21 protein-coding genes and 2 rRNA genes (1 of these 23 cut by a window edge) are annotated in these 25,892 nt (G+C 65.2%); 10 read left to right on the forward strand and 13 right to left on the reverse strand.

Translation table 11 applies throughout. The features are described 5' to 3' along the window. Position 1: 1 nt before the first annotated feature. Positions 2–322: an ATP-dependent Clp protease adapter ClpS gene (gene clpS / locus ACQP2D_RS37190; RefSeq protein ID WP_355182354.1), complete on the reverse strand. Its 321-nt coding sequence runs from the start codon at positions 320–322 to the stop codon at positions 2–4. Between the two features lie 119 nt (positions 323–441). On the opposite strand from clpS, the gene ACQP2D_RS37195 reads away from it, so the two are divergent. Continuing rightward, entirely contained in the window at positions 442–1,737 is a 1,296-nt protein-coding gene (locus tag ACQP2D_RS37195) for a nicotinate phosphoribosyltransferase (RefSeq protein WP_433685880.1), read from the forward strand. Here ACQP2D_RS37195 and ACQP2D_RS37200 read toward each other — a convergent pair. Then, complete coding sequence (locus ACQP2D_RS37200; protein WP_433680600.1) at positions 1,667–1,942, reverse strand: hypothetical protein; 276 nt, start codon at positions 1,940–1,942, stop codon at positions 1,667–1,669. The genes ACQP2D_RS37195 and ACQP2D_RS37200 overlap by 71 nt on opposite strands. A gap of 116 nt (positions 1,943–2,058) precedes the next feature. On the opposite strand from ACQP2D_RS37200, the gene ACQP2D_RS37205 reads away from it, so the two are divergent. From ACQP2D_RS37205 to ACQP2D_RS37215, 3 genes are all read left to right on the forward strand, one after another. Beyond that, positions 2,059–2,625 carry a nicotinamidase gene (locus ACQP2D_RS37205; protein ID WP_433685881.1) on the forward strand — a complete coding sequence of 189 codons (567 nt, stop codon included), beginning with the start codon at positions 2,059–2,061 and terminating at the stop codon, positions 2,623–2,625. A gap of 123 nt (positions 2,626–2,748) precedes the next feature. Beyond that, on the forward strand, positions 2,749–4,794 hold the full coding sequence (locus ACQP2D_RS37210) for an ATP-dependent DNA helicase (RefSeq protein WP_433680601.1): 2,046 nt from the start codon (positions 2,749–2,751) through the stop codon (positions 4,792–4,794). 194 nt (positions 4,795–4,988) lie between these two features. Then, positions 4,989–5,699: a methyltransferase domain-containing protein gene (locus ACQP2D_RS37215; RefSeq protein WP_433680602.1), complete on the forward strand. Its 711-nt coding sequence runs from the start codon at positions 4,989–4,991 to the stop codon at positions 5,697–5,699. A 73-nt stretch (positions 5,700–5,772) separates the two neighbouring features. Here the strand turns inward: ACQP2D_RS37215 and ACQP2D_RS37220 are convergent, their stop codons facing one another. Both ACQP2D_RS37220 and ACQP2D_RS37225 read right to left on the reverse strand, forming a co-directional pair. Continuing rightward, positions 5,773–6,318, reverse strand: a complete 546-nt coding sequence (locus ACQP2D_RS37220; RefSeq protein WP_433680603.1) for a DoxX family protein — start codon at positions 6,316–6,318, stop codon at positions 5,773–5,775. Positions 6,319–6,428: 110 nt separating this feature from the next. Further along, on the reverse strand, positions 6,429–7,790 hold the full coding sequence (locus tag ACQP2D_RS37225) for an NCS2 family permease (RefSeq protein ID WP_433680604.1): 1,362 nt from the start codon (positions 7,788–7,790) through the stop codon (positions 6,429–6,431). Positions 7,791–8,006: 216 nt separating this feature from the next. On the opposite strand from ACQP2D_RS37225, the gene ACQP2D_RS37230 reads away from it, so the two are divergent. Then, the gene (locus tag ACQP2D_RS37230) at positions 8,007–8,699 is read left to right on the forward strand and encodes a hypothetical protein (RefSeq protein WP_433680605.1); all 693 of its coding nucleotides are present in this window, start codon (positions 8,007–8,009) and stop codon (positions 8,697–8,699) included. 91 nt (positions 8,700–8,790) lie between these two features. Here ACQP2D_RS37230 and glgP read toward each other — a convergent pair whose 3' ends face one another. Further along, positions 8,791–11,361, reverse strand: coding sequence for an alpha-glucan family phosphorylase (glgP, locus tag ACQP2D_RS37235; protein WP_433680606.1), 2,571 nt, complete (start codon positions 11,359–11,361; stop codon positions 8,791–8,793). A gap of 193 nt (positions 11,362–11,554) precedes the next feature. On the opposite strand from glgP, the gene ACQP2D_RS37240 reads away from it, so the two are divergent. Genes ACQP2D_RS37240 through glgB form a run of 3 tightly spaced genes read left to right on the forward strand, consistent with a single transcriptional unit; the run spans position 11,555 to position 16,391 of the window. Beyond that, the gene (locus ACQP2D_RS37240) at positions 11,555–12,196 is read left to right on the forward strand and encodes a LysE family translocator (RefSeq protein ID WP_433680607.1); all 642 of its coding nucleotides are present in this window, start codon (positions 11,555–11,557) and stop codon (positions 12,194–12,196) included. Positions 12,197–12,234: 38 nt separating this feature from the next. Then, positions 12,235–14,238 (forward strand): alpha-1,4-glucan--maltose-1-phosphate maltosyltransferase, encoded by a 2,004-nt coding sequence (locus ACQP2D_RS37245; RefSeq protein ID WP_433680608.1) that lies wholly within the window; start codon positions 12,235–12,237, stop codon positions 14,236–14,238. After that, on the forward strand, positions 14,235–16,391 hold the full coding sequence (gene glgB / locus ACQP2D_RS37250; protein WP_433680609.1) for a 1,4-alpha-glucan branching protein GlgB: 2,157 nt from the start codon (positions 14,235–14,237) through the stop codon (positions 16,389–16,391). Before ACQP2D_RS37245 ends, glgB begins: the two co-directional genes overlap by 4 nt. Before the next feature lie 19 nt (positions 16,392–16,410). On the opposite strand, the gene ACQP2D_RS37255 is transcribed toward glgB, so the two are convergent. From ACQP2D_RS37255 to ACQP2D_RS37265, 3 genes are all read right to left on the reverse strand, one after another. Continuing rightward, the gene (locus ACQP2D_RS37255; protein WP_433685882.1) at positions 16,411–17,262 is read right to left on the reverse strand and encodes a tetratricopeptide repeat protein; all 852 of its coding nucleotides are present in this window, start codon (positions 17,260–17,262) and stop codon (positions 16,411–16,413) included. Between the two features lie 140 nt (positions 17,263–17,402). After that, on the reverse strand, positions 17,403–17,768 hold the full coding sequence (locus ACQP2D_RS37260; protein ID WP_433680610.1) for a DUF3817 domain-containing protein: 366 nt from the start codon (positions 17,766–17,768) through the stop codon (positions 17,403–17,405). Between the two features lie 105 nt (positions 17,769–17,873). Then, complete coding sequence (locus ACQP2D_RS37265) at positions 17,874–19,052, reverse strand: acetyl-CoA C-acetyltransferase (RefSeq protein ID WP_433680611.1); 1,179 nt, start codon at positions 19,050–19,052, stop codon at positions 17,874–17,876. A 224-nt stretch (positions 19,053–19,276) separates the two neighbouring features. Here ACQP2D_RS37265 and mce point away from each other — a divergent pair, with 224 nt between their 5' ends. Then, entirely contained in the window at positions 19,277–19,738 is a 462-nt protein-coding gene (mce, locus tag ACQP2D_RS37270; protein WP_433685883.1) for a methylmalonyl-CoA epimerase, read from the forward strand. An 86-nt stretch (positions 19,739–19,824) separates the two neighbouring features. Continuing rightward, the gene (locus ACQP2D_RS37275) at positions 19,825–20,829 is read left to right on the forward strand and encodes a hypothetical protein (RefSeq protein ID WP_433680612.1); all 1,005 of its coding nucleotides are present in this window, start codon (positions 19,825–19,827) and stop codon (positions 20,827–20,829) included. 120 nt (positions 20,830–20,949) lie between these two features. On the opposite strand, the gene ACQP2D_RS37280 is transcribed toward ACQP2D_RS37275, so the two are convergent. From ACQP2D_RS37280 to ACQP2D_RS37300, 5 genes are all read right to left on the reverse strand, one after another. Then, positions 20,950–21,258 carry an ATP/GTP-binding protein gene (locus tag ACQP2D_RS37280; protein ID WP_433680613.1) on the reverse strand — a complete coding sequence of 103 codons (309 nt, stop codon included), beginning with the start codon at positions 21,256–21,258 and terminating at the stop codon, positions 20,950–20,952. 118 nt (positions 21,259–21,376) lie between these two features. Next, a complete protein-coding gene (gene nucS, locus ACQP2D_RS37285) occupies positions 21,377–22,063 on the reverse strand; it encodes an endonuclease NucS (RefSeq protein WP_433680614.1) in 687 nt (228 codons plus the stop codon). A 59-nt stretch (positions 22,064–22,122) separates the two neighbouring features. Next, positions 22,123–22,854 (reverse strand): rhomboid-like protein, encoded by a 732-nt coding sequence (locus ACQP2D_RS37290; protein ID WP_433680615.1) that lies wholly within the window; start codon positions 22,852–22,854, stop codon positions 22,123–22,125. A 201-nt stretch (positions 22,855–23,055) separates the two neighbouring features. Then, positions 23,056–23,172, reverse strand: a 5S ribosomal RNA gene (gene rrf, locus ACQP2D_RS37295). 119 nt (positions 23,173–23,291) lie between these two features. Beyond that, positions 23,292–25,892: ribosomal RNA gene (locus ACQP2D_RS37300) — 23S ribosomal RNA — on the reverse strand; it runs 532 nt beyond the window's last position.

The following is a 25,892-nucleotide window of genomic DNA, read 5'->3' on the forward strand; positions in this document are numbered from 1 at the left end:
GTCAGTCATCCCGTTGCATGGTCGCCCAGAGTCCCGCCGCGTGCAGCCTTCGCACGTCCTGTTCCATCTTGTCCCGCGAACCCGACGACACCACGGCCTTGCCCTCGTTGTGCACCTTGAGCATCAATTCGGTCGCCTTCGCTTTGCTGTAGCCGAACAGCTTCTGGAAGATGTAGGCGACGTAGTGCATGAGGTTGACCGGATCATCCCAGACGACCGTCACCCACGGACGGTCCTCGGCCTCCAGGATCTCGGTGTACTCGACCGCCTCCGGAGTCGCCTGTGCCGCCGACAGTGTCGCGTTCGCTTTGCACAAGGCCATAACACTCAGGGTACGACTCGACTCCGGATACACAACACCCACACACCCGGATTTGGCGGACGCCCCGGCAGCACCGGCCTATCATGCGCGCGGCAGCTGTTTAGAGTGACTTGGTGGACATGCGCAGTACCGCTCTGCTGACCGATCAGTACGAACTGACCATGCTCGCGGCCGCGCTCGGCGACGGCTCGGCACACCGCCGCTGCAGCTTCGAGGTGTTTGCCCGCCGCTTGCCAAATGGTCGCCGCTACGGTGTGGTCGGGGGTACCGGCCGCCTGCTGGACGCGCTGGCGCACTTCCGTTTCGAAGAACCGGAGCTCGATATCGCGGCGGGCTTCCTGGACTCCGAGATCGTCGACTGGCTGCGCGACTACCGCTTCACCGGCGATATCGACGGCTATCCGGAGGGCGAGCTGTATTTCCCCGGCTCCCCGATTCTTTCGGTGCGCGGCAGCTTCGCCGAATGCGTCCTGCTGGAGACCCTGGCCCTGTCGATCCTCAACCACGACAGCGCGATCGCCTCGGCCGCCGCACGCATGGTGAGCGCGGCCGCGGGGCGTCGGATGATCGAGATGGGCTCGCGCCGGGCCCACGAACTCGCCGCGCCGTCCAGCTCGCGCGCGGCCTATCTGGCCGGTTTCGACGCCACCTCCAATCTGGAGGCCGTGCGCCGCTTCGGCGTGCCCGGCGCCGGCACCAGCGCGCACGCGTTCACCCTGCTGCACAGCGCCGCGGACGGCGCGCACGAGGCGGCCGCCTTCCGCGGCCAGATCGATGCGCTCGGCATCGGCACCACGCTGCTGGTGGACACCTTCGACATCACCAAGGGCGTGGCCACCGCCATCGAGGTCGCCGGACCCGAATTGGGCGGTGTCCGTATCGACTCCGGCGATCTGGGCGTACTGGCCAGGCAGGTGCGCGAGCAACTCGACCGGCTCGGCGCGACCAAGACCCGCATCGTGGTCTCCGGCGATCTCGACGAATACGCGATCGCGGCATTGCGGGCCGAACCGGTCGATGTCTACGGCGTCGGGACGTCGGTGGTCACCGGGTCCGGAGCGCCCACCGCGGGCATGGTCTACAAACTGGTCGAGGTGGACGGGCTGCCCGTCGCCAAACGCAGCAGCCACAAGGAGTCGCGCGGCGGCACCAAAAAGGCGGTCCGGCTGTCCCGCCGGACCGGCACCGTGTTCGAGGAGATCATCTACCCGGCCGCCGGAACGCAGCCCGCCGCAAACGGATTCGAAATGCGCGAGCTCTTGGTTCCGCTGGTCCGCGGCGGCGAGGTGGTCGATGGACTGCCCACGCTCGCGGACAGTCGCAAACTGGTTTCGCGCGGGCTGGTCAGCCTGCCGTGGGAGGGCCTGAAACTGTCGGATGGGGAGCCGGCGATTCCGACGACATTTCTGAACTGACCGGGGACGTGGCGGCCTTGGCATTGCGCCGCTTGGCCAGCCATTCGACGGTCGAAACCGCTATCAGCGCGATCAGGACCCCCTTGATCAGCAGCCGCGCCCAGTCAGCGGCCGCGTCGGGGCGGTCGCCGAGCAGAAAGGCGGTGGCGAGATAGGCGGTGTAGCCGATGAAGAGTGCGATCGAAATTCTGACGGTGCTGTTCACGTGTTCCTCCAGGTGCCGTGGCCCGCCCGATCGATCAGGCGGCACAATGTAATCCACAGACAGGAGCCCGAGCGTTTACACCTCGGCGCATGACATCCTGGGAAAGTGAGGTCGGCATGAACCGAGCGTTGATCATCGTCGACGTGCAGAACGATTTCTGCGAGGGCGGATCACTCGCCGTCACCGGTGGGGCCGCGGTCGCCCGTCGCATCACCGACTATCTGAACTCCACGCATTACAGTGCGGTCGTCGCGACCCGCGATTACCACATCGATCCGGGCGGACATTTCTCCGAACATCCCGATTACGTCGACACCTGGCCGCCGCACTGCCGGGTCGGCACCTCCGGTGCGGATTTCCACCCGAATCTCGATACCGCGCCGATCCAGGAGATCTTCTCCAAGGGCCAATATTCCGCGGCCTATTCCGGTTTCGAGGGCGCCACCGAGGACGGCGCCAGCCTGGCCGACTGGTTGCGCGAGCACGCCATCGACGAACTCGACATCGTCGGAATAGCCACCGACCACTGCGTCCGCGCGACCGCCCTCGATGCCCGCATCGAAGGGTTCGGCACCCGGGTGCTGCTGGACTTCACCGCGGGCGTGGCACCCGAGACCACCACCGCCGCCCTCGATCGCATGCGCACCGCGGGCGTTGATCTCGAGGGGTCGGTCGCCCGGTAGCCCGGTCCGCGCATCCCGACCTGCCGCAGGACACGCCGGGATGGCGCATCGAAGGTGTGCGAAGCACCGCGCGGACCGGATCGGGCGGTGATCTCTGTCGGTTCCACGCAGTAGGCTCGTCGCGTGCCCGAACTGCCGCCCGTCCCCGAGCTTTTGGCCACCGCTGTGCATGCGCTCGGCGGGAAGGAGCGCGTCGGGCAGCTGACGATGGCGGCGGCGGTGGACCATGCGATCGCTGCCAAGGAGCACCTCGCGGTGCAAGCGGGGACCGGGACCGGGAAGTCGCTGGCGTATCTGGTGCCGAGCCTGCGTCATGCGGTGCGGACCGGGCGGACGGTGGTGGTGTCGACCGCGACGATCGCACTGCAGCGTCAGCTCGTCGATCGGGATCTGCCGCGACTGGCCGAGGCGCTGAGTAAGCCGCTGGGCCGGGCCGCGAAATTCGCGATCCTCAAGGGGCGCAACAACTATCTGTGCCTGAACAAGATCAATAGCGCGATTCCGGACGAGCCGCAGGAGGCCGAACTCTTCGACGCGTTCGCCATCTCACGGCTCGGCCGGGAGGTGCAGCGGCTCAACGAATGGGCCTCCGATACCGAGACCGGCGACCGGGACGAGCTCGTCCCCGGCGTCACCGACCGGGCCTGGCGGCAGGTCAGCGTGTCGTCGCGGGAATGCCTCGGCAAGTCGCGCTGCCCGTTCGGTCAGGATTGCTTCGCCGAGCGGGCCAGGGCGGAATCGGCGCAGGCCGATGTGGTGGTGACCAATCACGCACTGCTGGCCATCGACGCGATCAGCGGCATCCAGGTCCTGCCCGAACACGATGTGGTCGTCATCGACGAGGCGCACGAGCTGGTCGACCGGGTCACCGGCGTGGCCACCGCCGAACTGGCCGCCTCGGCGATCAGCGCCGCCGCCCGGCGCTGCGCCAAACTCATCGACCAGCAGGAAGTGGACCGGTTGGAGGAGGCCGCCGAGGCCTGGCACACGGTGCTGGACGAACTGCCCGCCGCCCGCTGGGACGCCCTGCCCGATGGCATCGCGCCGGTGCTGGCGCTGGTGCGTGACGCCGCCTGGAATGCCCGCACCGCGCTCGCGCCGCAGGGCGGCACCACCGCCCAGGGCGATCCGGAGAGCGCCGCCGCCCGCACCCAGGCACTGGCCGCCATCGACGAGGTGCACGACAGTGCCGTGCGCGCCTTGACCGCGTTCGATGAACCCGATCCGGCCAAACGCCACGATGTCATCTGGCTCGCCGCGGACGAGATCCGCGGCGTCGCCCGGCGCACACTGCGAATGGCGCCGCTCTCGGTGGGCGGGCTACTGCGCAGCAGACTCTTCGGCACCGCCACCGTCGTGCTCACCTCGGCCACCTTGCAGATCGGCGGCTCCTTCGACGGACTCGCCATCACCTGGGGCCTGCCCGCGCAATCGGCCAACCGCAGCGATACCGCGGCCGCGAACGGCGCCGAGGCGCCCTCGGACGCCGATACCGTGCGCTGGAGTTCGCTCGATGTCGGTTCGCCGTTCGACCATGCCAAGTCCGGCATCCTGTATGTCGCCAAACATCTGCCCGCCCCCGGCCGCGACGGTTTGGCACCGGCCTATCTCGACGAAATCGAGCGGCTGATCACGGCGGCAGGCGGCCGCACCCTCGGTCTGTTCTCCTCGATGCGCGCCGCACGCGCGGCCACCGAGGCACTGCGCGAGCGGCTGGACACGCCCGTTCTGTGTCAAGGGGACGACGCGACCGGCGCACTGGTGCGCAAGTTCGCCGACGACCCGGAGACCTCGTTGTTCGGCACGCTGTCGCTGTGGCAGGGCGTCGATGTGCCCGGCCCGTCGCTGAGCCTGGTCATTCTGGATCGCATCCCGTTCCCGCGCCCCGACGACCCGCTGCTGACCGCGCGGCAGCGCGCGGTGGAGTCGCGCGGGGGCAATGGCTTCATGACCGTCGCGGCCAATCACGCCGCATTGCTGCTGGCCCAGGGCACCGGCAGGCTCTTGCGCAGCGTCGATGACCGCGGTGTCGTGGCAATCCTGGATTCGCGTTTGGCGACCGCACGCTACGGCGGATACCTGCGCGCCTCACTGCCGCCGTACTGGGAGACCTCGGATCCGGAAGTCGTCACCAAAGCACTCCGGCGCCTGACCGCCGCCAGCGCCTGATCAGGTCGAACTGTGACACCACTCACAAAATGGTCCATTATTTCCATACAGAAGTAAGTTGAGATTCGATACTTCGGTGGACCCCCCAATTCCCACACCGGACGTATCGGCGGTCCCCGCGCCAAGCCCTGCACGCGGCGCGGGGACACCATGAACCCCTGTCGCGGCCGATCCCCACATGAGACCGTTTCTCAATGACGCACCAGCCAGATATCGACACTCTCGGCGAATTCTTGATCAGCGCAAGATCTTTGGCCGAATACCGGGCGATCTTCGCACTCACCGATGCCGACCTCAGCGGACGCATCCTCGACTGTCCCGGCGGCGCAGCAAGTTTCACGGCGGAGGCCAGTGAATTCGGCGGAACCGTCATCGCGGCGGACCCGATCTATGCCCTGGCCGCGGAGCAGTTGCGCGACCTCGCCCGATCCGAAACCGATCGCGGAAACATTTGGGCAACAGCGCATCTGGACCGCTACCGCTGGGACTTCTATGGCGATCCACAACAGCACCGACGAATACGCCTCGCCGCCGCGGCTCGCTTCGGCACCGACCTCACCACCCATCGCGATCGTTACGTCGCGGCCCGGCTACCGTCGCTGCCCTTCCCCGACAACAGTTTCGACCTGGTCCTGAGCTCCCATCTGCTCTTCACCTACGCCGACCGCCTCGACCCCGATTTCCATCTGGCTTCCTTGCTCGAACTGTCGAGGGTGTCCACCGCCGAAACCCGCCTCTACCCGCTCGTCGATCACACCGGCGCCCGCCAGGACGATCTGGTCGCGCACCTGCGAAAAGAACTGCACGACAAGGGGATCAGGTCCTCGCTCCGAGAAACCCGCTACGAATTCCATCACGGCGCCACCACGGTCCTGGTCCTGCATTCACACCCCGACGCGGCGTGAAATCAATTGGGCCCCAGATAAAGCAGCGGCGCGGCAACCCCGCCTCGGTCGCCGCGCCGCACGTACTGCCGGATCAGAGCGTCCACTTGAGGATCAGCGTGACGACGGCCGCGATCACGGCCACCACAATCGAGGCAATGCCCCACACCACGCCCTGACGCCGCCACGGGCGACCGCTGTCGAGGGAGAACTTGCCGGGGCCGGTGAAAGCGACGACCGCGCCGACGGTGGCGAACAGCAGGGGCATTTCGTAACCCTTGCCGCTCATCAGGCCGCCGTGCCAGGTGGTGTTGATCGCGTTGATCATGGTGCCCAATACGATGGCCGAGGCCAGCGGGGTCAGCAGGCCGAGCAGCAACAGGATGCCGCCGGTGAATTCACTCAGTCCGGCGAGCGTGCCGAACAGTTTGCCCGGGTTGTAACCCATCGAATCGAAGGTGGCGGCATTGCGGCTCCAGCCAACGCCGTTGAACCAGCCGAACAGTTTCTGGCTGCCGTGCGCAGCGAGCAGGCCACCGAAGACGACGCGCAGCACCAAGAGGCCGAGATCGGCGGCGGAGTTGTCGAGAGTCGTGATACTCGAGCCGCCTGGGCGCTCGAGCGTGCGGTTGTTGGTCATGCTGGTCCTCATCCCTGCATCGGTTCGAACAGTGACTGTTTAGCCTCGGCAATGAAACGGACTGCGGTCCGATTATCGCACAGTGCAGCCCAACCGCGCGATCCTCGGTGTTATTCCGCCAGGAAGAAGAAGTACCCGAGGAACATCACCAGCAGCGCCCACATCGCCGGATGCACCTCTTTGACGCGCCCCTTCGCGGTCATGACGATCGGGTAGAACAGCATCCCCATCGCCAGTCCGTTCGCGATCGAGTAGGTCAGCGGCATCATGATGACGGTGATGAAGGCCGGGATCGAGTACTCCAGCCGGTTCCAGTCGATCTCGCCGAGCGCACGGGCCATCAGCACACCGACCACGATCAGTGCGGGCGCGGTGATGGCGGCCGAGCCCGCGACGACCGCGAAGATCGGGTAGCAGAACATGGCGATCAGGAACCAACCCGCCGTGGTCACGGCGGTCATGCCGGTGCGCCCGCCCGCCGAGACACCCGCGGTCGATTCGACATAGGCGGTGGTGGTGGAGGTGCCGATGACCGCACCCGCCATGGTGCCCACCGAATCGGCCGCGAGGGCGCTGGCCGCGCGCGGCAACTTGCCGTCCTTATCGAGCAACCCGGCCTGGTTGGCCACGCCGATCAAGGTGCCGGAGCAGTCGAAGAAGTCGACGAACAGCATGGTGAGGATGACGACGGCCATCTGGCCGGTGAAGGCGTCCGGCAGATGGATGATCGCCTGACCGAAGGTGTGCTCGAGCCCCCTCGGCATCGCGACGACACCGTGCGGCAGATCCACCAGACCACTGATGACGCCGACCACCGCCGTGAGCACAATGCCGTACAGCACCGCGCCGTGCCAGCCGATGACCAAGAACACCACGGTCATGACCAGGCCGAACAGCGCGAGCAGGGTGGTGCCCTTGGTGAAGTCGCCGAGCGTGACCAGCGTGGCGTCGCTATTGACCACGATGCCCGCATTCTTCAGGCCGAGGAATGCCACGAACATGCCGATGCCCGCGCCGACGGCCAGCTTCATCTGCATCGGAATCGCATTGAGAATGCGCTCGCGCACCTTGGTGACCGCGAGCACGAAAAAGATCACCCCGGACAGGAAGGTGCCCGACAGCGCCGCCTGCCACGGGATTCCCATCCCGAGCACCACCGAGTAGGCGAAGAAGGCATTGAGGCCCATACCCGGCGCGAGCGCGATCGGATATTTGGCCCAGATGCCCATCACCAGCGTGCCGAACACCGCGGCGACGGCCGTCGCGGTGAAAACCGCCTGCATGGGGATGCCCTTGGCGCCGAGCGCGCCCTGGTCGCCGAGTACCGATGGATTCACCGCGAGCACGTAGGACATGGCCAGGAAGGTGATCGTTCCAGCCATCAGCTCACGCTTTACGGTCGAGCCGTTCGAACTGATGCCGAAGTACGCGTCCAAACGTCCTCGGGTTCGGCTCAGAACGTCGGTGACCATGGGTTTCTCCAGTCGAAAATAAGTACGAGGGTGCCAGGGGCACGGTAGCCGACAGTTCACTGGATCCGAGAACTCGCCCCAATGGGCCGGTGCGAGCATTCGTGAGCAGCATCACGGTAGCCATCTCAGACAGATTCATCTAACTTAACTTCGCACGGCGTTCCGTGCGCATCGGCGCTCGCGTCAGCAGCCTGGACCATTTGAGGGGAAGTAAACGTGCGCAATACTTTTCGCGATCCCGGCATTGTCGATGGCGAACTGTCCCAGTATGTGGCGACCGTTGGCACCGATCCGACCGAGTACCAGGTAACGTCGCTGGTCGAGCACGACGGCGATGACGCCTACCGCACCCAGCTGACATTCGATATGGCCAACGACTTCGCTATGCGGGTCGAGCAGATCTTCGACCGCACCGGCGGCTTCCTCTCCACCCGCAGCTACGTCGCGGAGAGCACATTCGGCGACACCCTGGTCAGCCGCGAGGAAGGCAACTTCGACGGCACCGCGCACCTCCAGTTCGGCGGCAAGGTCGAACCCTTCCCCAGCCCCCTGACCTCCCTACTCGGCGGCGCCACCACCTTCCGCGGCCTGGATTTCACCAAGGGCGCCAAGGCCACGATCAACCTCTGGCTCGCCTATTCGATCCACTGGCCGGTCGAGGTCAAGGTCGAAAGACGCACCTCCGTAGACGTCCCCGCGGGCAAATTCGACGCCTGGCAGGTAAAAGCCAAGCCCAGCTTCGCCCATATCAACGGCCTACTCGACAAGATAATCCACGGCATCCTCCCCGCCTTCACCCTCCACTTCGAAGCCACCGCCCCCCATCGCATGCTCCGCTTCAGCTTCCCGACCGGCCCCCTCCCCTGGGACGCCAAGGGCCTGGTCCAACTCGCCAAAACCTCCGAGTAGATCGGAAGTCGGGGGGACATCGCGTTTCCGGTCGAGATGCGCCGGGGGTTGCCGAGATCACCGCACGGCGGATTCGGCGGGGTGTGGCCGATCAGGCGCTCGGAGCGATGACCAGGCCCAGTTCGGCGTCGCTGGCGAGTAACTCGTTATGGGGGAGGACGCGGATCGTGTAGCCGACGGCGCCGGAGAGGGGGACCGGGGTTTCGACGGTGAAAAGGTATGTGCCGGAGTCGGATCCGGTGTGGGCCATGGGGAAGGTGGTGATGTCGGAGAGGTCGTCGGTCGGGGAGACGCGGCCGAGTACGGCTTGTACGGTGACGTCGGCGGGGGTGAGGCCGCCGAGGTCGATACGGGCGGACAGGGAGAGCTCGGCGCCGATGATGGGGGTGTCGGGCAGGCCCGCGCTGTCGACCTGGATCACCTTGACCGAGGGCCACGCGGCCTCCACTCGGCGGCGATACTCCGAAATCGCCCGGGCACCGTCGAATTCGTCGGCGCTCGCACGTTTCCCGGCGACCGCGGCGGGCGCGTAGTACTCGACCGAATAGTCGCGGACCATGCGGGAGGCCAGCACCTTCGGCCCGAGCGTTTCCAGGGTGTGGCGCACCATCTCGACCCAGCGCACCGGCATATCGGAACGATCGCGGTCGTAGAACCGCGGCGCCACCGTGCGTTCGAAGAGATCGTAGAGGGCGGCCGCCTCGAGGTCGTCGCGACGGTGTTCGTCGGAGACGCCGTCGGCGGTCGGTATGGCCCAACCGTTTTCGCCGTCGTACATCTCGTCCCACCAGCCATCGCGGATGGAGAGGTTGAGTCCGCCGTTGAGCGCGGACTTCATCCCGGAGGTGCCGCAGGCCTCCAGCGGACGCAGCGGATTGTTCAGCCAGACATCGCAACCCCAGTACAGGTAGCGAGCCATGGACATGTCGTAGTCGGGCAGGAAGACGATGCGGTGGCGCACCTCCGGATCGTCGGCGAAGCGGACGACCTGCTGAATCAGCGCCTTACCGCCGTCGTCGGCCGGATGGCTCTTACCCGCGACGACCAGTTGCATCGGCCGATCCGGATTCAGCAGCAGCGCACGCAAGCGCTGCGGATCGCGCAACATGAGGGTCAGCCGCTTGTATGTCGGCACCCGGCGGGCGAAGCCGACGGTCAGCACATTCGGATCGAAAACGCCATCGACCCAATCCAATTCGGCCGATGCGGCACCGCGCTCCAACCAGGAGGCCCGCACCCGGCGCCGCACCTCGGCGACAAGGGTGGCGCGCAAGGTATTCCGGGTCGACCACAGTTCGGCCAGATCGATATCGCGCAGCTTCTCCCAGCCCCGCGCCTCCTCGACCAGTTGGGGTCCGATGTATTCGCGTGCCTTGTCGAACCATTCCCGCGCCGCCCAGGTCGGGGCGTGCACACCATTGGTGACCGATCCGATCGGCACCTCGGTCGCATCGAATCCGGGCCACAGCGGCGCGAACATCGCGCGGCTCACCTCGCCGTGCAGTTTGGAAACACCGTTGGCGCGCTGCGCGAGTCGCAGACCCATATGCGCCATATTGAACACCGACGGATCGGCTTCGCGACCCAGCGCCACGATCCGGTCGATGGAAAGCCCGGGCAGCATGGCGGATTCGGATTCACCGTGGCCGCCGCCGAAGTACCTGCGCACCAACGGCATCGGGAACCGATCGATACCCGCGGGCACCGGAGTATGCGTGGTGAACACCGTCGCCGCCCGCACCGCGGCCAGCGCCGTATCGAAATCGAGTCCGGTCGAAACCAATTCACGGATCCGCTCGACACCGAGGAATCCGGCGTGGCCCTCGTTCATATGGAACACATCGGGATCCGGCAGTCCGGCCGCACGCGTGTATGCGCGTACTGCCCGCACCCCGCCGATACCGGCCAGGATTTCCTGCTTGATCCGATGGTCCTGATCACCGCCGTAGAGCCGGTCGGTGACCGCGCGCAGTTCCGGATCGTTCTCGGCAATATCGGAATCCAACAGCAGCAGCGGCACCCGCCCGACCTGCGCGATCCACACCCGCGCCCGCAGCACCCGCTGGTCGGGCATCGCCACGTGGACCAGCACCGGCGCGCCGTCGGTGGTCAGCAACCGCAGCGGCAGCCCCTGCGGGTCGAGCGCCGGATAGTGCTCACTCTGCCAGCCGTCCGCGGTCAGCGACTGTCGGAAATAGCCGGAGCGGTACAGCAATCCGACGCCGATCAATGGCAACCCCAGATCGGAGGCAGCCTTCAGATGATCACCGGCGAGAATCCCGAGCCCGCCCGAATAGTTCGGAAGTACCTCGGTGACACCGAACTCCATCGAGAAGTAGGCGATACCGCGCACCGGCTCGTCGGTCTGCCGCTGGAACCAACCCGGCCGGGTCAGATAGTCGCGCAGATCCGCGGCCGCAGCGTCCACCCGGCCGACATAGTCCGCGTCGGCGGCGAACTCGTCGAGCCGCGCCGCGGGCACCTCCCCCAGCATCCGCACCGGATCGCGGCCCACCTCGCGCCACAACTCGGGATCGAGCTCGGCGAACAGATCCTGCGTCGGCCAATGCCACGACCAGCGCAGATTCGTGGAAAGTTCGCCCAGGGCCGCCAAACGCTCGGGCAGATGGGCACGGACGGTGAAACGACGGAGTGCCTTCACGTGCGGAACCCTACCGAATGCCGAGTCCCCGGGTGGCCACAGCGACCCAGGTCACCTGTCCACACACACCGGCGGACCCGCTCACAGACCTGACGACGGGACCACTGACGCCGGGTCCGTCGCGGTGCGATGCATACGGCACCCGCCGGAATATCGGTCGCGGCAACCCCGGCATCAATGGCAGCATCGGCTGATGCCGCACTGGATCGATGTGCTCCCACAGTTCCTGCTGGCCTGTCTCATCCTGGCCGCCCTGCCCGGACCCGCGACGGCACTGTTCCTCCAGCGCGCGGTGCGCGACGGTCGCGCGGCGGGTCTGGCCGCGGTGGCGGGAAACGAAATAGGCGTGTTCGGGTGGACGCTCGCCGGTGGCGCGGGTCTGTCGGTGCTGCTGGTCGCGAACCGGTTCATGAATACCGCGGTGCACGTCATCGGGGCGCTGGTGCTGATCTGGCTCGGCGTACAGGCCTGGCGCGGGGCGCGCGGCGACGACGAATTCGGCGCCACGATGACCAAGATGCTGCCCACCGGCCGCACCCCCGGCTCGGCCTTTCGCGCATCGCTGATCTCGATCGCCGCGAATCCGAAGGCGGCCGTCTTCGGCCTGACCATCCTGCCGCAGTTCCTGCCGTCGACCGGCCCGGTGCTGCCGACCGTGCTGATCCTGGCGGCCATCCAGCTGGTCATCGATACGGCCTGGTGCGTCGGCATCGTGCTGGCAGCCGATCGGGCCGGGGCCTGGCTGCGGCGCACCGGCATCCGCCAGCGGGTGGAACGCGCCCTCGGCGCGATCTTGGTCGCGCTCGGCCTCGGTCTGGCGGCCGACGCACGCTGATCCCGACCAACCGCCCCGCACCCGGTAGGTTGGTCGACGTGACCGGCCGCATCGCCATCGATGACACTGCCCCGTCCATACCGGGCGGCCGCCCGGCCAAGGCCGTCGTCGGCGAGGTCTTTCCGGTGCGCACCGTGGTCTGGCGCGAGGGGCATGAGGCCGTCTCCGCCACGCTCGCGGTGCGCGGCCCCGGATCGGCGCGGACCACCCGCATTCGCATGACGCCGGATTTCGAGCCGGATGTCTTCAATGCCACCTTCGTGCCCAACCAACCGGGCGCGTGGACCTACCGCATCGAGGGCTGGGGGGATCCGATCGCCACCTGGCGGGCAGCGGTGGAGGCGAAGCTGGCCGTCGGACAGAGCGCCGCCGATCTGGACAACGACCTCGAACTCGGCGCCCGGCTGCTCGAGCGGGCCGCGCAGGCCGTACCCAAGAAGCAGTTCGAGCGGCTGCGCGCGGCCGCGGCGGCGCTGCGCAGCGATGAGCAGTTGCCCGCTCGCGTCGCGCCCGCATTCGGCACCGAGGTCGCCGAGATCCTGCGCGCTACGCCATTGCGGGACATAGTCACTCGCGGTCCGCAGCACACCGTGCTGGTGGAACGCCAACGCGCGCTGTACGGCTCGTGGTACGAGTTCTTCCCGCGCTCGACGGGCGGCCGCGATGTCGATGGCAACCCGATCCACGGCAATTTCGCCACCGCCGCAAAGGAATTGCCGCGCATTGCCAGCATGGGTTTCGATGTGATCTACCTGCCGCCGATCCACCCGATCGGCGAGATCAACCGCAAGGGCCGCAACAACGCGCTCTCCGCCGAACCGGGTGATGTCGGCTCCCCATGGGCGATCGGCTCGAAGGACGGCGGACACGACGCCGTCCATCCCGCACTCGGCACCGCCGCCGACTTCGCCGAATTCGTCTCCACCGCAACCGAACTCGGCCTCGAAGTGGCCCTGGACCTGGCCCTGCAGTGCGCACCGGATCATCCATGGGTCGCCGCCCACCCGGAGTGGTTCACCACGCTCCCGGACGGCACCATCGCCTACGCCGAGAATCCGCCGAAGAAGTACCAGGACATCTACCCGGTCAACTTCGACATCGAGCCGGACGGTCTGTACGCGGAGATCCTGCGCGTGGTGCGGCACTGGATCGGCCTGGGCGTCAAGATCTTCCGCGTCGACAACCCGCATACCAAGCCCGCGGACTTCTGGGAATGGCTGATCGCGACCGTGCGGCGCACCGATCCCGATGTGATCTTCCTGTCCGAGGCGTTCACCCGACCGGCCCGGCTCTACGGTCTGGCCCGCCGCGGATTCAGCCAGTCCTATACGTATTTCACCTGGCGCGTCGCCAAATGGGAACTGACCGAATTCGGCAACGAGCTGGCCGCCAAGGCCGACGAGGCCAGACCGAACCTGTTCGTCAACACCCCCGACATCCTGCACGAGAGCCTGCAGCATGGTGGGCCCGGCATGTTCGCCATTCGCGCCGTGCTCGCCGCGACCATGGCCCCGACCTGGGGTGTCTACTCCGGATTCGAACTCTTCGAACACCAGGCGGTCCGGCCGGGCAGCGAGGAATACCTGGATTCGGAGAAATATGAACTGCGCCCGCGTCCGTTCGCCGAGGCGCTCGCGCGCGGCGAATCGCTGGAGCCGTGGATCACTCGACTCAATGAGATCCGCCGCGCGCATCCGGCGCTACAGCAGTTGCGGTGCATCCACTTCCACCACGTGGACAACGACGCGCTACTCGCCTATTCGAAGGTCGATCCGGCCAGCGGTGACGCCGTGCTGATCGTGGTGAATCTGAATCCCTATGCGGCCGAATGGGGCATGATCTCGCTCGATCTGCCCGCGATCGGCCGGGAATGGCATGACCATCCGGTGGTTTTCGACGAGGTCAGCGGCGAGGAATACCACTGGGCGCAGACGAATTACGTGCGGCTGGATCCGGCGCACGCGGTCGCCCATATCCTCACACTGCCTGCGGTACCGCAGCAGGCGCGCGCGGAACTGGCCTTCCGCAGGACCTTTCGATGAAGCGCCGCGATCTGATGCTGCTCGCGGCGGGCACGCATACCGACCCGCATACCGTGCTCGGCGCGCATCCGCATCCCGAAGGCACCGTCATCCGAGTGCTGCGCCCCCATGCCGATACCGTCTTCGCCCGGGTCGGCGGTGTGGAGCATCCGCTGAAGTCGTTGGGGCACGGTATTTTCGCCGGTGTGGTCCCGCATCCCGATCTGATGGACTACCGAATCGTCACCAATTACCAAGGCGGGCAGACGATCATCAGCGCGGACGGCTATCGCTTCCTGCCCACCGTCGGCGCGCTGGACCTGCATCTCATCGGCGAGGGCCGCCATGAACAACTGTGGAAAGTGCTCGGCGCGCATCCACGCCACTACACCACCCTCGATGGCGAGGTAGACGGCACCTCGTTCGCCGTCTGGGCACCGAATGCCCGCGGCGTCACCGTGATCGGGGACTTCGACGGATGGAGCGGGCATACCGCGCCGATGCGGTCGCTCGGCTCCTCCGGGGTGTGGGAGGTCTTCGTGCCCGGCGTCGAGGTGGGCACGAAGTACAAATACCGGGTGCACGGCGCGGACGGCCGAACCGTCGATCACGCGGACCCGCTGGCCTTCGCCACCGAAATGCCGCCCGCCACCGCATCCGTCGTCACCCACAGCACCTACACCTGGTCCGACAGCGAGTGGATCGCCGCACGCGAGCGCACCGATCCGACCCGCGCGCCGATGAGCGCCTACGAGGTACATCTCGGCTCGTGGCGGCCCAGCCTCGGCTATCGCGAATTGGCCGACCAGCTGGCCGATTACGTGCACGCCGCCGGATTCACCCATATCGAACTGCTTCCGATCGCCGAGCACCCGTTCGGCGGTTCCTGGGGCTACCAGGTCACCTCCTACTACGCGCCCACCGCTCGCTTCGGCTCCCCCGACGACTTCCGTGCCTTCGTCGACCGCATGCACACCGCGGGCATCGGCGTGCTGCTCGACTGGGTGCCCGCCCACTTCCCCCGCGACGAATGGGCCCTGGCCCGCTTCGACGGCACCGCACTCTACGAGCACGCGGACCCGCGCCGCGGCGAGCAACTCGACTGGGGCACCTATATTTTCGACTTCGGCCGCAACGAGGTGCGCAACTTCCTGGTCGCCAACGCGCGGTATTGGATCGAGGAATTCCACATCGACGGACTGCGTGTCGATGCCGTCGCCTCCATGCTGTACCTGGACTACTCACGCGCCGACGGAGATTGGGAACCCAATGTGCACGGCGGCCGGGAGAACCTGGAGGCCGTCGACTTCCTGCAGGACCTGAACGAAACCGTGCACCGCTATCATCCCGGCGTCGTCACCATCGCCGAGGAATCCACCACCTGGCCCGGCGTCACCCGCGGCACCGATGTCGGCGGTCTCGGCTTCACCATGAAGTGGAATATGGGCTGGATGCACGACACCCTCGGCTACCTGGGTCGCGATCCGATTCACCGCTCCTGGCACCACAACGAGATCACCTTCTCACTGGTGTACGCGTGGAGCGAGAACTACGTGCTGCCCATCAGCCACGACGAGGTCGTACACGGCAAGGGCACACTCTGGACCAGAATGCCCGGCGACGATTTCGCCAAAGCAGCGGGCGTGCGCGCACTGCTGGCCTACATGTGGTCGCATCCCGGCAAGCAATTGCTGTTCATGGGACAGGATTTCGGCCAGTTCCGGGAATGGTCGCACGACCGCGGCCTGGACTGGCACGAACTGGAAAACCCACTGCACCAGGGCATTGCGACCGCCGTACGGGATCTGAACGCGGTCTACCGCGCCCATCCCGCGCTGTGGAGCCAGGACACCAGTCCGGGCGGCTATTCCTGGATCCAGGCCGACGACCGCGACCACAATGTGATCGCCTTCCTGCGCTACGGCTCCGACGGCTCCGTCATCGCCTGCGTCTTCAACTTCTCCGGCTCGGTCCACGGCGAATACCGCGTCGGCCTGCCGAACACCGGCACCTGGCGCGAAATCCTCAATACCGACGCCGTCGAATACGGCGGTTCCGGCATCGGAAACCTCGGCGGCATCAAGGCGACCGACGAACCCTGGCACGGCCGCCCCGCCTCCGCCACCGTTGCCCTCCCCCCTAACAGCGCCATCTGGCTGACCCCCGAGCCATGACTCCCCGGGGGCGCGTCCGTCAGTAGAGGGCCGCGGCGAGCTTGCGGCGCGCGGCGACCACGAAAGGTTCTGCCGGGTCGAACAATTCGAAGAGTTCGAGCAGACGCGTGCGAGCCTTGGTGCGGTCGTCGCCCGCCGTCTTCTTGATCACGGTGATCAGCCGGTCGAACGAAGCATCGGGCCGCTGGTGCAGCATCTCCACATCGGCGGCATCGAGGGCGGCGTCGATATCGGCCGGATCGGCGTTCGCGGTGGCGATCGCGGAGTCCGGGATGGCCTGGGCACGGGACAGGAAGCGCAACTGGCGCAGCGCGTTCTTTGCCTCTTCATTGCCCGGCTCAGCGGCGATTATCGCCTCATAGGCCGCTTCGGCACCGGCCATGTCACCGCGCTCCAGCGCGGCCTCTGCGGCGACGAAACGCGGGTCATCGGCGGGCTGCGGCTCGGCGGCGCCGTCGCCCTCGAGCTTGCCCGCGACGGCATCGATGACGGCACTGAGCCACTGCTTCACCTGTGGCTCCGGCTGGGCGCCCTGGAAGTCCGCGAGCGGCTGGCCGCCCGCCACGGCGATCACCGTCGGAATGCCCTGCACGCCGAATGCCTGGGCGATGCGCATATTGCTCTCGGCCTCGACGGTGGCCAGATCCCAGGTGCCGCCGCCTTCGGCGACCAGTCGCTCCAGCGTGCGCACCAACTCGACGCTGCCCGGACTGCGCTGCGAGTACAGCGCGACGACCACCGGCACCTGCATCGACCGGCGCAGCACCTTCGTTTCGAAGTCCACCTCGGAGACGGCGTAATCGCCGCCTCCACCACCCGACGCACCGGCCGGGGGCTGCTTCAGACTGGACAGATCCACCGCACCGGACATAGCGGCGGCAACGGCTGGCGAAGGGCGGCGTGCAGCTGGTCGAGTCACGGCTTCCAGTTTGTCACGGTGTCGCGGCGGGGGGAGCTCAGGGCTCGTAGGCGGTAGCTTGCGTAACCACGGAGAGCCCGCGAGTCCCGCTGCTACGACGCAGTCGCCGGGGCTCCGGTGTCCGCGGAAGTGACCTCGCTCAGCTCACCGAGCTTGCCGGCGCGCACCGCCCACACCTCGAAGAGCACGGTGAAGAACGGCGGAATGCTGGACAGCAGCGCGAGCACCGTGGTCTTGGTGTTCCAGGCCAGCTCGCGGGCCGCGAGGATCGCGGTGATGACGAACAGGATGAAGATGACGCCGTGCGTCATCCCGAACACCTTGACCGGCCACAGGACCGGTTCGGGGAGGCGCTTGAACACCATGCCGACGATCAGGAAGACCCAGGAGATCGCCTCCAGCACGGCGATGAAGCGGAACCGCTTGGCCACGGTGCTCAAGTCGAAGAAATTGCCCATGGCCACCATTGTGCCGGACCGCTACGACAGGTCGTAGTTGAACTCGTCACACCGCGGCCCGCGGACCCGTCGACCCGGTATATGCCGGGCCGACGGAGACCGGAACTAGACCTTGATGATCAGGGCGTCACCCTGACCGCCGCCACCGCACAAAGCGGCCGCGCCGATACCGCCGCCGCGCCGCTTCAGCTCCAGCGCCAGGTGCAGCAGGATGCGAGCACCCGACATGCCGAGCGGGTGACCGATGGCGATCGCGCCACCATTGACGTTCACCTTCTCCGGATCGATGCCCAACTTGCGGGTCGAGGCGATACCGACCGCCGCGAACGCCTCGTTGATCTCGACCAGATCCAGCTCGGCGGGCGAAATGCCTTCGCGCGCACAGGCCTTGGCGATGGCGTTGGCGGGCTGATCCTGCAGGGTCGAGTCCGGACCGGCGACAACGCCAGCGGCGCCGATCTCGGCGATCCAGCTCAGACCGAGCGACTGCGCCTTCTCCTTGCTCATCACGACCACCGCGGCCGCACCGTCGGAGATCTGCGATGCGGTGCCAGCGGTGATGGTGCCGTCCTTGCGGAAGGCCGGGCGCAGCTTGGCCAGCGATTCGGCGGTGGTGTCCGCGCGGATGCCCTCATCGGTGTTCACCAGGACCGGATCGCCCTTGCGCTGCGGCACCGCGACCGGAACGACCTCGTCATCGAAGACGCCGTTCTTCCACGCCGCCGCCGCCCGCTGATGCGAGGCCGCCGCGAACGCGTCCTGATCCTCCCGACTGACCGGCTCGGTGTCGTTGCGCTGTTCGGTCAGCGCACCCATCGGCTGGTCGGTGAAGATGTCGTGCAGGCCGTCGTAGGCCATGCTGTCGCGCATCGTCACATCGCCGTATTTGAAGCCCTCCCTGCTCTTTTCGAGCAGATGCGGAGCCTGGCTCATGGATTCCTGGCCACCGGCGACGACGATCTCGTACTCGCCGGCGCGGATCAACTGATCCGCGAGCGCGATCGCGTTGATGCCGGAAAGGCACACCTTGTTCACCGTCAGCGCGGGCACATCCATCGCGATGCCAGCGGCGACCGCGGCCTGCCGGGCCGGGATCTGGCCCGCACCCGCGGTCAGCACCTGGCCCATGATCACGTAGTCGACCTGCTCCGGCGCAACGCCGCCCTTCTCCAGCGCCGCCTTGATGGCGAACCCGCCCAGGTCCGAACCGCTGAAGTCCTTCAGACCCCCGAGCAGCCGACCGACCGGGGTACGCGCACCGGAGACGATCACGGTTGTGGTCACGACGAGCCTCGCATTCATTGATCGGAACAGCGCCGCGCACTCCGCACTGCACGGACTCATACGCGGCGTCAACCTCTGTACTCAACGGTAGCTTGTCCCACTCGACCGACTCTCTCCAGGTACGCGGCGCCCTCGCCTGCGCTCGACCGAGCGCGAGGGACCAATGACGGCCTTCCGGCCGACTGCGTCCGATCAGGCGCTACGTTCGAGTGGTGAGCAACGTTATGGACCCGTCGAACTTCATCCCCGGCGACTACGTCATCGCCGTCGACCACGTCGGCATCGCCGTGCCGGACCTCGATACCGCAATCGCCTGGTACGCCGAGAATCTCGGCATGATCGAGACCCATCGTGAGATCAACGAGGCGCAAGGTGTGCACGAGGCGATGCTGTCGCTGCCCGGCGCAGCCGACGGCGCGACTGCTCTGCAGTTGCTGGCGCCCCTGAACGCGGATTCGACAATCGCCAAGTTCATCGATCGCAGCGGACCGGGACTTCAGCAACTCGCCTATCGGGTCACCGATATCGAGGCCGTCTCCACGTATCTTCGTGATCGAGGTCTGCGTTTGCTGTACGACGCCCCTCGGCACGGAACCGCGGATTCCCGCATCAATTTCATTCACCCGAAGGATGCTGGCGGTGTGCTGATCGAGTTGGTCGAGCCGCACTCGAATGTTACGCACTAGTATCAAGATCGGGCCTGAAAAACTCGTCCCGATCACATTCGCGGTCGAGTCACCATGAGGTGCAAGTAGGCTGTAGTTTGTGTGCCATGTCGTCACCTGAGTCCGATCGCAATCGCTTCGTTGCACTGCCCTTCACCGTTGTGCGCAAGGGTTATGCGCAAGACGAGGTACGCAACTACTTCGACCGTTTCGATGCCGAGTTAAGGGTCACCGCCACAGATCGGGATGCCGCTGCGGCGCAAGCCCGTAACCTCGCCAGCCAGCTGGAGGACGCGCGGGACGAGATCGACGAACTCCGTAAGGAAGTCGATCGCCTTTCGGTTCCGCCGACCACTGCGGAAGGTATGTCCGACCGCATCTCTCGGATGCTGCGGCTGGCCTCCGACGAGGCCTCCGAAGTGCGCGCTCTGGCGCAGGCCGAGGCGGCGGAAATGGTGTCGATCGCCGAGCAGCAGGCCACCGAAATGCGTGGTAAGTACGAATCGCTGCTCGCCGAGACCAAGGAGAAGCGCGAGGCGCTCGAAATCGAATTCGAGCAGACCCTCGCGAATGCGCGTACCGAATCCGCAAAGATCATCGAGGCCGCCCAGGCCGAAGCCGACCGTCTCGGCAAGGAAGCCGACGCCAAGCGCAAGGCGACCCAGCAGGACTTCGAGGCCACCATGGCCGAGCGTCGCACCAAGCTCACCCGCGCCATGGAGGAGCTCGAGGCCACCAGCCGCGCCGAGGCCGCTCAGCGGATCAAGGACGCGACCGACGAGTCCAACCGCCTCATCACCTCCGCCACCCAGACCTCCGAGCGCAAGATCGCGCACGCGAAGGAACTCGCCGAGGAGATGCGCGTGCTGCGCGGCCGGGTGCTCGCCCAGCTGCTCGGTATCCGCGGTCAGCTCGACTCGGTACCCGCCATGCTCGCGGCGGTCAACCGGGAAAGCGAACTGCTGGACGGTGTTCCGGATCAGCGCAAGTCGATCGGCGGTGGCGCCAAGTCGGTCACCGGCGGTTCGCGCGCCAAGGCGATCCCCGAGGTCTCGGCCGAGCAAGACGACATCGACGCCGACGAGCGCGAGAACGCCGAAATCAGCAACTGACACCGGCGGGCTGAGCGGCGACAAACGCAACACCCCAACCGAATTCACACCGAAGGCCGTCCCGGAACCGGGGCGGCCTTCCTAATGTGCGACACGGGCGCTTCAGTGCCCCAACCCCATTCACGACCAGCGACGCGTAATCCGCCGTGTCCGACGGCCGTTCCAACAGCCGCGATGCCAGTGCCTGCGGTCGTCCTCACCGTCGTCGACCGCCCACGCGACGATATGTGCCACCCCGGGCGGGATTTCGTGATCGCAGCCCGGGCAGCGATAGGTTTTGATCGCCCTACTGCCCGGGATGGTCCGCACGATGTACATTTCGTCGCTGTCCGGCCCCGCCTCCCGCCGACCGAACACATCACCGATCGGCGAGCCGCCCGGCTGCGAGCGGCCCACCTGGCGTTCCGTCCGCGGTTTCCGTCGGGGCATGGCATAAGCCTAGGTCGTGGCCCAGCGCACACCGCGCACAGTCCGTCCTACTCCGCGCACGCCTTTGCGCGGCGAATCCATGAGCGCCGGGCCAATTCGTGTGCAGTGGAAAAGAGGGCTAGAAGAGGCGGAATTCGTTGCTCTCCGTGCCGCGTAGGGCGTCGTAATCGAGGGTCAGGCAGCGAATGCCCCGGTCCTCGGCGAGGGTGCGGGCCTGCGGCTTGATCTGCTGGGCAGCGAAGACGCCCGCGACGGGAGCGAGGAGTGGATCGCGGTTCAGCAGTTCGAGGTAGCGGGTCAGTTGTTCAACGCCGTCGATTTCACCGCGGCGCTTGATCTCGACGGCCACGGTGGCGCCGTCGGCATCGCGGCAGAGCAGATCCACCGGGCCGATGGCGGTCATGTATTCGCGGCGGATCAGTGTGTAGCCGGGGCCCAGGGTCTGCACATGCTCGGCGAGCAGTTCCTGAAGATGGGCCTCCACACCGTCTTTCACCAAACCCGGGTCGATACCGAGCTCGTGCGAGGAGTCGTGCTCGATGTCCTCGATGGTGATGCGCAGTTCCTCACCCGCCTTATTGGTGACCACCCAGAAGGCCTTCGCACCCTCCGGTACCGCGTCACCATCGCGCTCCTCCAACCAGCACGGCGGGCTCATCCAGTTGAGCGGCTTATACGAGCCGCCGTCGGAATGCACGAGGACCGAACCGTCCGCTTTGATCAGCAGCAATCGGCGGGCCATGGCGAGATGGGCGGTGAGTCGCCCTACGTAGTCGACCTGACAGCGAGCAATCACTAGGCGCACCCAAGCACTGTAGGTGAGTGCCCGGTCCCGCCTGGCGTCAGCCCTGTGGCATCGGACTGTCAGCCCATGAGCAAGATGGCCGCGAGGATCGCGCTCACGGCGAGCAGGCCGGATTCGACCCTGGTGAGTCTGCGGGTCGACGCCGCCTTGGCCCGGATCATCCCGAAGCCGACCGCTGTTCCGATACCGAAGGCGACCAGGTGGCCGACGTTGGTGAAGGTCTGCTCGATCAGCACGCCCTCGGCCGCGACGATGAACCACACGGTGGACCAGGCGATACGCCAGCGATGCGGGATGGCGACGACAATCGCACCCACCAGCGCCATGGCGCCGTAACTGACCCCGACATCCTGGGCCCAGCGGATACTCGCGGGCAGCCAGTCGGCCTCGATAGCGATCCAGAGGCCAACGGCGACAAGGAGCGTGGCTCCGATATGTCCGGCCAAGAAGACACGCACCATATGCACCGCGCCGAAGCGCAGCTCCGCAAGGGCGAGCAGACAGCCGAGCAATGGGATCAGCACCCAGGCGGCACTGACATCACCGATCACCAGCGCGCTCGAGAACACGGTGCTGAAGCGACCGTTCAGCAGATTGTGCAGATTCGTGCTCGCGTGCAGCACCATCCGCGTTTGCGCGGAATCACTCAGCACGGAGAAGACCACGGTGACAGCGACAAGGGCCGCCAGATATCCGAACGTCGCCGGGAGTCTCAGTTGCCACCAGTTCGAGCGAAGCGGTCTGAGGGGGTCAACCGGCGCGCGGTCAGCGGTTGTCGTCGCTGCGACCATCAACACCTCCGTTTGGGTCGACCCTGCTAAAGGATGCCGCGTCGACTACTACCTACTGTCTCTATCCATCATGCGTGATCGAATCGCACACAGACTGACTGTTCCCTGTGAGATTGCTCCAAAACATGCGGGACCGCATACAAGGACAGACCACATAACGCAAAAAGGCCCCCAACTGTGTTGGGGGCCTTTCGCAGGATGTTCCGGCGGTGTCCTACTCTCCCACACCCTGTCGAGTGCAGTACCATCGGCGCTGGTGGCCTTAGCTTCCGGGTTCGGAATGGGACCGGGCGTTTCCCCACCGCTATAGCCGCCGTAACTCTATGAAACTATCCACACACCCACCACGACAAACAAAGAAACAATCTCTTTGTTCATCGAACAGCAGGTGTCTGTGTGTTGTTTCAGATACCGCACAGTGGACGCGTAGCTTCTTTGTTGGTAAGTCCTCGGCCGATTAGTACCAGTCACCTACACCCGTTACCGGGCTTCCAGTTCTGGCCTATCAACCCCATGGTCTGTGGGGGGCCTTAACCACTCGAGGGTGGTGAGAAACCTCATCTTGGAACAGGCTTCCCGCTTAGATGCTTTCAGCGGTTATCCCTTCCGAACGTAGCTAACCAGCAGTGCCCTTGGCAGGACAACTGGCACACCAGAGGTTCGTCCGTCCCGGTCCTCTCGTACTAGGGACAGCCTTCCTCAAGTTTCTGACGCGCGCGGCGGATAGAGACCGAACTGTCTCACGACGTTCTAAACCCAGCTCGCGTGCCGCTTTAATGGGCGAACAGCCCAACCCTTGGGACCTACTCCAGCCCCAGGATGCGACGAGCCGACATCGAGGTGCCAAACCATCCCGTCGATATGGACTCTTGGGGAAGATCAGCCTGTTATCCCCGGGGTACCTTTTATCCGTTGAGCGACACCGCTTCCACTTGCCGGTGCCGGATCACTAGTCCCGACTTTCGTCCCTGCTCGAGCTGTCACTCTCACAGTCAAGCTCCCTTGTGCACTTGCACTCGACACCTGATTGCCAACCAGGCTGAGGGAACCTTTGGGCGCCTCCGTTACATTTTAGGAGGCAACCGCCCCAGTTAAACTACCCACCAGGCACTGTCCCTGAACCAGATCATGGTCCGAGGTTAGAAGTCCAATACGACCAGAGTGGTATTTCAACGACGACTCCACAAACACTGGCGTGCCTGCTTCACAGTCTCCCACCTATCCTACACAAACCGTACCGAACACCAATACCAAGCTATAGTGAAGGTCCCGGGGTCTTTTCGTCCTGCCGCGCGTAACGAGCATCTTTACTCGTAATGCAATTTCGCCGAGTCTGTGGTTGAGACAGCAGAGAAGTCGTTACGCCATTCGTGCAGGTCGGAACTTACCCGACAAGGAATTTCGCTACCTTAGGATGGTTATAGTTACCACCGCCGTTTACCGGGGCTTAAATTCTCAGCTTCGCGCCGAAGCGCTAACCGGTCCTCTTAACCTTCCGGCACCGGGCAGGCGTCAGTCCGTATACATCGTCTTACGACTTCGCACGGACCTGTGTTTTTAGTAAACAGTCGCTTCTCTCTGGTCTCTGCGACCCAACCCAGCTCCGAGAGTAAATCTCATCACCAGACCGGGTCCCCCTTCTCCCGAAGTTACGGGGGCATTTTGCCGAGTTCCTTAACCACAGTTCTCTCGATCGCCTCAGTATTCTCTACCTGACCACCTGTGTCGGTTTGGGGTACGGGCCGTGTACCAACTCACTAGAGGCTTTTCTCGGCAGCATAGGATCACTGAATTCACCTCAATCGGCTACGCATCACCTCTCAGGATATATGAACGGCGGATTTGCCTACCGCTCTCCCTACAGGCTTACACCAGTACAACCACTGACTGGCCCAGCTACCTTCCTGCGTCACCCCATCGCTTGACTACTACACCCAGGATCCCATGCAGCCGCTTCAGGTCTCCCGAAGGAGATCCCTCCACATTTGGATGGTTAGCACAGATGATTCGCCATTGGGCGCGGATACACGGGTACGGGAATATCAACCCGTTGTCCATCGACTACGCCTGTCGGCCTCGCCTTAGGTCCCGACTCACCCTGGGCGGATTAACCTGGCCCAGGAACCCTTGGTCATTCGGCGGACGAGTTTCTCACTCGTCTTTCGCTACTCATGCCTGCATTCTCACTCCCACAGCCTCCACAACTAGCTCACGCTGCTGCTTCCAAGGCTGTAGGACGCTCCCCTACCCATCCACACCACTGCACACACCCCCGTAGAGATGTGCGGATGTATTGTGTGAATGCCGCGGCTTCGGCGGTGTACTTGAGCCCCGCTACATTGTCGGCGCAGAATCACTTGACCAGTGAGCTATTACGCACTCTTTCAAGGATGGCTGCTTCTAAGCCAACCTCCTGGTTGTCTTCGCGACTCCACATCCTTTTCCACTTAGTACACGCTTAGGGGCCTTAGCCGGCGATCTGGGCTGTTTCCCTCTCGACTACGAAGCTTATCCCCCGCAGTCTCACTGCCACGCTCTCACACACCGGCATTCGGAGTTTGGCTGATTTCGGTAAGCTTGTAGGCCCCCTAGACCATCCAGTAGCTCTACCTCCGGCGTGAAACACGTGACGCTGCACCTAAATGCATTTCGGGGAGAACCAGCTATCACGGAGTTTGATTGGCCTTTCACCCCTACCCACAGCTCATCCCCTCAGTTTTCAACCTAAGTGGGTTCGGGCCTCCACGACGTCTTACCGTCGCTTCACCCTGGCCATGGGTAGATCACTCCGCTTCGGGTCTAGAACACGCGACTCAAAACGCCCTATTCGGACTCGCTTTCGCTACGGCTACCCCACACGGGTTAACCTCGCCACATGCCACTAACTCGCAGGCTCATTCTTCAAAAGGCACGCCATCACCCACCCTAGTAAACTAGGCGCAGGCCCTGACGGATTGTAAGCGCACGGTTTCAGGTACTATTTCACTCCCCTCCCGGGGTACTTTTCACCTTTCCCTCACGGTACTAGTCCGCTATCG

The sequence above is a fragment of the Nocardia sp. CA-119907 genome, assembly GCF_050955995.1.
Lineage (GTDB): Bacteria > Actinomycetota > Actinomycetes > Mycobacteriales > Mycobacteriaceae > Nocardia.

What these genes read in the sequence shown, in the direction of transcription:
- ACQP2D_RS37225 (WP_433680604.1), bottom strand. Translation starts at nt 7,790, where the DNA reads ATGGTCACCGACGTTCTGAGCCGAACCCGAGGACGTTTGGACGCGTAC.
- ACQP2D_RS37255 (WP_433685882.1), bottom strand. Translation starts at nt 17,262, where the DNA reads ATGTCCGGTGCGGTGGATCTGTCCAGTCTGAAGCAGCCCCCGGCCGGT.
- ACQP2D_RS37260 (WP_433680610.1), bottom strand. Translation starts at nt 17,768, where the DNA reads ATGGGCAATTTCTTCGACTTGAGCACCGTGGCCAAGCGGTTCCGCTTC.
- ACQP2D_RS37240 (WP_433680607.1), top strand. Translation starts at nt 11,555, where the DNA reads ATGCCGCACTGGATCGATGTGCTCCCACAGTTCCTGCTGGCCTGTCTC.
- clpS (WP_355182354.1), bottom strand. Translation starts at nt 322, where the DNA reads ATGGCCTTGTGCAAAGCGAACGCGACACTGTCGGCGGCACAGGCGACT.
- ACQP2D_RS37215 (WP_433680602.1), top strand. Translation starts at nt 4,989, where the DNA reads ATGACGCACCAGCCAGATATCGACACTCTCGGCGAATTCTTGATCAGC.
- ACQP2D_RS37205 (WP_433685881.1), top strand. Translation starts at nt 2,059, where the DNA reads ATGAACCGAGCGTTGATCATCGTCGACGTGCAGAACGATTTCTGCGAG.
- ACQP2D_RS37290 (WP_433680615.1), bottom strand. Translation starts at nt 22,854, where the DNA reads ATGGTCGCAGCGACGACAACCGCTGACCGCGCGCCGGTTGACCCCCTC.
- ACQP2D_RS37275 (WP_433680612.1), top strand. Translation starts at nt 19,825, where the DNA reads ATGTCGTCACCTGAGTCCGATCGCAATCGCTTCGTTGCACTGCCCTTC.
- ACQP2D_RS37220 (WP_433680603.1), bottom strand. Translation starts at nt 6,318, where the DNA reads ATGACCAACAACCGCACGCTCGAGCGCCCAGGCGGCTCGAGTATCACG.
- ACQP2D_RS37280 (WP_433680613.1), bottom strand. Translation starts at nt 21,258, where the DNA reads ATGCCCCGACGGAAACCGCGGACGGAACGCCAGGTGGGCCGCTCGCAG.
- mce (WP_433685883.1), top strand. Translation starts at nt 19,277, where the DNA reads ATGGACCCGTCGAACTTCATCCCCGGCGACTACGTCATCGCCGTCGAC.
- ACQP2D_RS37195 (WP_433685880.1), top strand. Translation starts at nt 442, where the DNA reads ATGCGCAGTACCGCTCTGCTGACCGATCAGTACGAACTGACCATGCTC.
- glgB (WP_433680609.1), top strand. Translation starts at nt 14,235, where the DNA reads ATGAAGCGCCGCGATCTGATGCTGCTCGCGGCGGGCACGCATACCGAC.